Here is a 6,000-nt window from a genome sequence, read left to right as displayed (position 1 = left end):
CGCTCTTTCTATTTTTCAGAGATAGCCCCAGCTATTCCCTACTGTACCTACTTCATGAATAGTCCATTCTTAGAATGCGATGAGTCAGTGATCAAGCCGTTTAGACCTAAGGGCAAGTAGGCGATTTTGATTTAAAGAGCGTGTTTTTACTAACAGACGCGCTCTTTCTATTTTTCAGAGATAGCCCCAGCTATTCCCTACTGTACCTACTTCATGAATAGTCCATTCTTAGAATGTGATGAGTCAGTTATCAAGCCGTTCAGAGCTAAGGCTAAGTAAGTCTTAGCTGAAAGTAATTAAGCCCAGCTGATGCTGGGCTTTGTTTTATGTAAAAAAGAGAGTGATACGATCATGTTTTGAACTATCTATTCAAACATCTTTGCGGGCAATTAAATAGGCGCCAAATCCGGTCATCATAAGTAGGCTAGGAATCGCAACTAAGTGGCCAAACAGGTTAGGTTCGGTGCTGAAATTGAGCCAAATCAGCAGTCCCCAGCTGGGCAGCAAGTAGCTCACACTTAATAATTGATAGCGTGTTTTCCTGCTGATTGACATGTTGCTTAGCCCTAGGTTACTTGATTGCCTCTCACTAGATGTGGCACTGTTTAACTCACTTATTGCCCCGTTAATATTGGTATTGATATTTCTATTCATAACTGCACCCCTGCGACTACGGTCTCCAATTGACTTCAGTATAAAAACTAGACAAATGGGTTTTAAGTGTCATTATTGACAAAATAAAGGTGATAAGTGACAGCTTGCGGGGAGTGGTGAATTATGAAGCGAATCGTTGTGCTAGCAGCCGATAACGCAGTGGCGGGAGGCATTCTGAGTTTTATGGATGTATTCAGCTTCAGTAATACCTACTGGAAAGTGACTCATCCCGATGTCGACGAGGTGCTATTTGAGTGTGCGATAATTTCACCCGATGGTGAGCCGATAAACAGCGACCATAATATGCTGCTGCCGGTTATTGCCCATGATGAAGCTGAACATTACCTTAGTCATGCCGACGCATTAGTCGTCGCCTCGGCGACTATCACTAATCGTAAGCAGCTCAATGCCTACCTTAATGATTTTCAACCCCACATGGCGACCCTAAAAAAGTTTGCCGAGACCAATAAACCGATAGCAGCCTATTGTTCGGGTACCTTAATGCTGGCGGCTTCTGGTCTGCTCGATGATAAGAAGGCCACCTGTGTGTGGTGGTTAGCCGAGTTGTTTAGACGTAGCTTTCCTAGGGTCGACTTGTGTAGCGAGCATGTGGTTATGAACGACGGTCAGTACTATACGGCAGGCGCAACCAGCGCCAACCTGAGTTTAGCCCTGCAGTTGGTACAGAAGCTGGCGGGAGAGCAAATTGCGATGCAGATGGCTAAGGTGCTGCTTATCGATCCTAATCGAACCTCGCAGCAAGCCTTTATGACCTTAGATGCTGAGCCGCAACATAAAGATGAGTTGGTGGCGCGCATTCAAGATTGGATGCAGTTACATCTTAAACATCATCTGCAGTTAGACGATATTGCTGATAAATTTGCCCTAGGTAAGCGCACCTTGATCCGCCGCTTTAAGAAGGCGATTAATGAAACCCCAGCCAGTTATATCCAGCGACTCAGGGTCGATGAAGCTAAGCGGTTATTGGAAACAACGGAGTTGGCGATAGAGCAGATAGTAGAGCAGGTTGGCTATGAGGATGTGAGCTCTTTTAGAAAACTGTTCATGCAAACCACAAGCTTGTCGCCGCGGGCTTATCGGCAAAAATTTAATACCCATGACTGCTGTTAATGCTGCGATGTCATTCACTTATCGCTTGGTTGATTAACCTATGGGTAATAGGGTTAGTTGCTAACGTTTACAATGCGTTGATGGTCGATTTTAGATCGTTGCTCTAAATATCTGTTTTGCTTACGTAACAGCTCAAGCTCATTGTTGGTGATCTCTGAGCTGGTGAGCTGGCGTGACTGTAAATCGTGCTTAAATGCTTCACCTGCAGTGGCGATAGCAACAATTAACACAATCATTGGGATATCCATGGTGGTACCCCTTATTTAGTTATCTATATCCTTTGACTTTGCGCCTTTTAGCTTTGAGCTTTAGCTCGATTAGCATACTTATCTACGGCCTTACCTGTAATTGCCCAAACCATCACCCCACCCCACGCAATCAGTGAAAACCCAGCAGGGATACAGGCGAGTAAAATCAGTTTGAAATGCTTACGGTTAAACACCAAAGCAAGCATGGCGGGGAGAAACCAAAGCACCACAACGGCTAAGCCAAGCATTGCCATAAAAGCGTAGTTATCACTGGCGAAGATTTTATCGATAAATTCCATTTTTATATTCCTTATCCTTAAAGCGTCATCAAATGAGGGGGCGCTACCGGGGGAGCACTCCCCCGATAGTCATTACTGCTAGTTACAAACCAAAGACGATCTTCTCGCTTTTAAGTGACTTCTGCATGCCAATAGCAAGACCAATGGCAATGGCTAAAGTGAATGCTGATGAGACTGCTATTTGAGTCAGTGGTAGCTCACGACCTTTAATAAACTCAATTAGCGCCTGCATTTGCCCTGAAATAGGTAACCATTGAATGGTCTCAGGCGCGATGTTGTAGCTTGCTGCCATAGCGAGCATCATAGGTACCATCAAGACAATAGTGATGTACGACTGGGCTTCTTTGAAGCTCTTAGCCATAAAGGATACAAACAGCTGTAAGCAAGCCGCCATAATGGCTACAGGTAGTCCGACGATTAGCATCATCACAATAAAGTTCATGTTCACGCTAACGGCAAAACCAAGCTCTTGCCAAGGCACAAAGCTGTAGGCGAGCTTTGAAATAAGCAAGGTGAACACTAAGCCAACCATGGCAAAAATGGTAACTGCGGTGATCTTGGCAATTACAATTTCCCAAGTTGATACCGGGTGACTTAGCAATAGTGCCAATGAGTTACGTTCACGCTCGCCGGCACTGGTGTCGATTGCCAGGTTCATACCTGAGATAAATACCGCATAAATCATCGTCATGGTGGCGATACCTAAAATCATGCCTGCTCTAGAATCAGGGGTGGCTTCATCTTTGACGTTGACTTTTATCGGTTGCATCACTCGAGGATCTATGCCCCGCGCGATCAGGCGTAAACTGCCCATTTCACTACTGTATTCCTGCAAACTTCTTTCTAGGCGACGAATCGAGTTTTGCAGTTTTTCATTAGAGGCATCGGCAACTAAAATTACCTCTGCGCTTAGGCCCTTTGCCATATTCGCGGCGTAGTCATCACTGATTATCAGCTGGATATCTTTGGTGTCTTCGGCTTCGCTGTCACTATTGCTGATCCCGCGGCTAGCAAGGAACTTCACTAGATCGGGAGCGCCTTTGGCATTATCAATTTTGATATTAAGATCTTCTGGGCTGGTGAGCTGACCGATTAGCAAAAAGAACATGCCACACATTAACAATGGCGTACCTATGGCGTAGTACAGGCCCGCCATTACCGAGCGCTTATCGCGAGCGGCATCGATCAGCTCTTTGCGGACCATGGTGATTATTTTATTACTCATATTAAAATCCTTTTAGCAGCCCTATTAGGCTGCAATGCCTTCGTCAGTGCCAATTAATTGAATAAAGGCATCTTCAAGCGAGTCCTTCCCGGTTTGTTGGCAAAGCGCATCAGGGCTACCTATTGCCACCACTCGACCTTCAGCCATCACTATCACTTGGTCACAAAGCGCAGCCACTTCTTGCATCACATGGCTTGAAAACAACACGCAGTGGCCTTGATTTTTAAGGTCGCGCAAAATATCACGCAGCACACGAGTGCTCATTACATCGAGGCCGCGAGTGGGCTCATCGAGAATGATATTGGTTGGCTGGTGGACTATCGCCTGTGCCAGCGCCGTTTTCATTCTTTGACCCTGAGAAAAGCCTTTGCACTGTCTATCGGCAATATCTGCCAAATGCAATTTATCTATTACGCTGCTGGTGGCAATCTTGGCGTCTTTGCGTGATAAGCCATTGAGCTCGGCAAAGTAGCTAATATATTCCCGTGGGGTTAAGCGCTCATACAAACCAAATGGGTCAGGGAACAAGCCTAGCTGTTGTTTGGCCGCGACTGGTGATACGGCGATATCGATACCATCGATTTCAGCGTTACCTTGATCGGCTTTTAGTAAGCCAAATACGGTGCGCAAACAGGTGGTTTTACCTGCACCATTAGGGCCGAGTAGCCCGGTAATTTGACCATCGAGAGCTGAAAAGCTTAAATCATTCAGCGCCTGCACATCTCCGATGCGTTTTGATAGGTTTGATACTTGTATCATTTGTGTTTCCTTACTTATTCAGGGCTGTTTGTTCGTCTGGCTTTGAAGAGTCGTCACTCGGGATCGCCTCAACTGTGCTGGCGTTAAGATAAAAATTACGACGAATATCTTCACTTAGGCATTCAGCATCGAGTTCAGCTACAGAACCTTTGTCGACAAGTCCAGCGATTAAGTCATTACCACAAGACTGATAAGCCACACCATGTGTCGCATAAGGCGCAACAAAGTGTTTGGCATTGGTCAGCTTTTCCATGGCTAGCTCGCCCCAACTTGGTGGGGTGGCGGGATCAAGCTCGCCTGATAGTAAAAGTGTCGGAATATCGCTAGCGATGGGAGCGCCAAAGCTCACATCGACTGCTGGCATATTCCACACGGCGCATGACTCGGCAAAGGTTTTCAGCATCTCTTTGCCAAAGTAGCTCTCGTTGGTTTTTGCGCGCAGTTCAGGTGTGAGTCGCTGCCAATCTTCACCGCATACCACAGAGGCATGCATACCCATGGCGATACCGGCGTTATCGATCCCCATTGCATAGAGACCTGTGATAGGTTGATAGTTGCCCTTGGCTGCTTGGTGAATCGCATGGGGCATAAGTGAACGTGTGCTTGGCGAGTACAGCGCCATACGAAGCGCACCTTTAAACTTGCTGCGAGTGAGTGTCAGTTGGGTTAGCTCGCCGGTCAGAGGGTCGGGCACTTGGCTCACTCTTGGGGCTTGAGCTAGCTCAGCATCGACCTTTTCAAGATCGGCTCTAAGCTGTGGAAACTGACTGTGGCAGAGGGCATTGTTAGCACAGTCTTCAATCAGTAGGTCAAAGGCGCGGGCGATGGCATTTCCAATAGCGAGCACGCTCTGCTGCATAGGCACGACACCATCTAAGGTGACGGTTGCTAGGTATTCTGGATAGTGACGCATATATAGCTGCGCCATGCGGGTGCCGTAGGATATGCCGTATAGATGCAGCTTCTGATAGCCAAGGTGCTGTCTGACGGCTTCAAAATCCTTAAGGGCAGTCAGGCTACCGTATTGAGTCACATCGGCATCTAAGGTTTCGAGGCACTTTTGGGTTTCGACCCGGGTATCAAAATCACTTTCGTCGATCGCAAGCGCACTGTCGAAACCATCACCGATACACTGTAATTGATTTGACTGACCAGTACCGCGCTGATCAATAAGGATCACATCTTCTGTCTGACGTACCTTAGTCAACATGCGATCGAAGCCTTGGGCATTTTCGATAGCCGATTGCCCTGGTCCGCCTGCAATCGCCAGTAGTGCTTCAGTCTTGTCGCTAGGTTTGATGGCTGGCATTACCACATAATGGATCTCAATCTGTTTGCCGTCAGGCTTGGCATAATCTTCAGGAACCAGAATAAAGCCGCATTGCATCTGCTCCGATAGGCCATCGACATAACAGGCTTGCTGATTGTTTGGGCTTGAGGCGTCTGCGCCTAAAGTGTTGGTGTCAGCTTGCACAGCCGGAATGGTTAGACCCGCCCCGAGCAGAACGGCTATGGCGACTTGCTTATGGCGCCATAACGCAGGTGAGACCCGCGTGCGAAGTTGAGAGTACATTCCATGAAGCATGATACTGATTCCTTTTTGAAATTTTGCTTATCCATTAAGAGCCTTGTTACTGTAACAATGTCTTTATGCAGTGGCTAACTACTTTTCCTTATAGCGACA

General features: G+C 47.0%; 7 protein-coding genes and 1 pseudogene. 2 read left to right on the top strand and 6 right to left on the bottom strand.

The window, feature by feature from the left end:
* Window positions 1-180: 180 nt before the first annotated feature.
* Window positions 181-279, top strand: a pseudogene (locus Q1A86_RS03985) (molybdopterin adenylyltransferase); the annotation flags it as partial.
* 90 nt (window positions 280-369) lie between these two features.
* Here the strand turns inward: Q1A86_RS03985 and Q1A86_RS03980 are convergent.
* Window positions 370-654, bottom strand: a complete 285-nt coding sequence (locus tag Q1A86_RS03980) for a hypothetical protein (RefSeq protein WP_299803118.1) — start codon at window positions 652-654, stop codon at window positions 370-372.
* 123 nt (window positions 655-777) lie between these two features.
* Between Q1A86_RS03980 and Q1A86_RS03975 the strand changes: the two genes are divergently transcribed.
* Window positions 778-1,785, top strand: coding sequence for a GlxA family transcriptional regulator (locus Q1A86_RS03975; protein ID WP_299803116.1), 1,008 nt, complete (start codon window positions 778-780; stop codon window positions 1,783-1,785).
* Window positions 1,786-1,838: 53 nt separating this feature from the next.
* On the opposite strand, the gene Q1A86_RS03970 is transcribed toward Q1A86_RS03975, so the two are convergent.
* From Q1A86_RS03970 to Q1A86_RS03950, 5 genes are all read right to left on the bottom strand, one after another.
* A complete protein-coding gene (locus tag Q1A86_RS03970) occupies window positions 1,839-2,033 on the bottom strand; it encodes a hypothetical protein (RefSeq protein ID WP_299803113.1) in 195 nt (64 codons plus the stop codon).
* 47 nt (window positions 2,034-2,080) lie between these two features.
* Entirely contained in the window at window positions 2,081-2,332 is a 252-nt protein-coding gene (locus tag Q1A86_RS03965) for a superinfection immunity protein (RefSeq protein ID WP_299803110.1), read from the bottom strand.
* An 82-nt stretch (window positions 2,333-2,414) separates the two neighbouring features.
* Window positions 2,415-3,557, bottom strand: coding sequence for an ABC transporter permease (locus Q1A86_RS03960; protein ID WP_299803107.1), 1,143 nt, complete (start codon window positions 3,555-3,557; stop codon window positions 2,415-2,417).
* Between the two features lie 24 nt (window positions 3,558-3,581).
* Window positions 3,582-4,316 (bottom strand): ATP-binding cassette domain-containing protein, encoded by a 735-nt coding sequence (locus Q1A86_RS03955; RefSeq protein ID WP_299803105.1) that lies wholly within the window; start codon window positions 4,314-4,316, stop codon window positions 3,582-3,584.
* 10 nt (window positions 4,317-4,326) lie between these two features.
* Window positions 4,327-5,901 (bottom strand): alpha/beta hydrolase, encoded by a 1,575-nt coding sequence (locus tag Q1A86_RS03950; protein WP_299803103.1) that lies wholly within the window; start codon window positions 5,899-5,901, stop codon window positions 4,327-4,329.
* Between the last annotated feature and the right edge of the window lie 99 nt (window positions 5,902-6,000).

Origin of the sequence: uncultured Shewanella sp. (assembly GCF_947497935.1) — a bacterium.
GTDB lineage: Bacteria > Pseudomonadota > Gammaproteobacteria > Enterobacterales > Shewanellaceae > Shewanella.
This window is presented reverse-complemented; position numbering and strand designations above follow the sequence as displayed.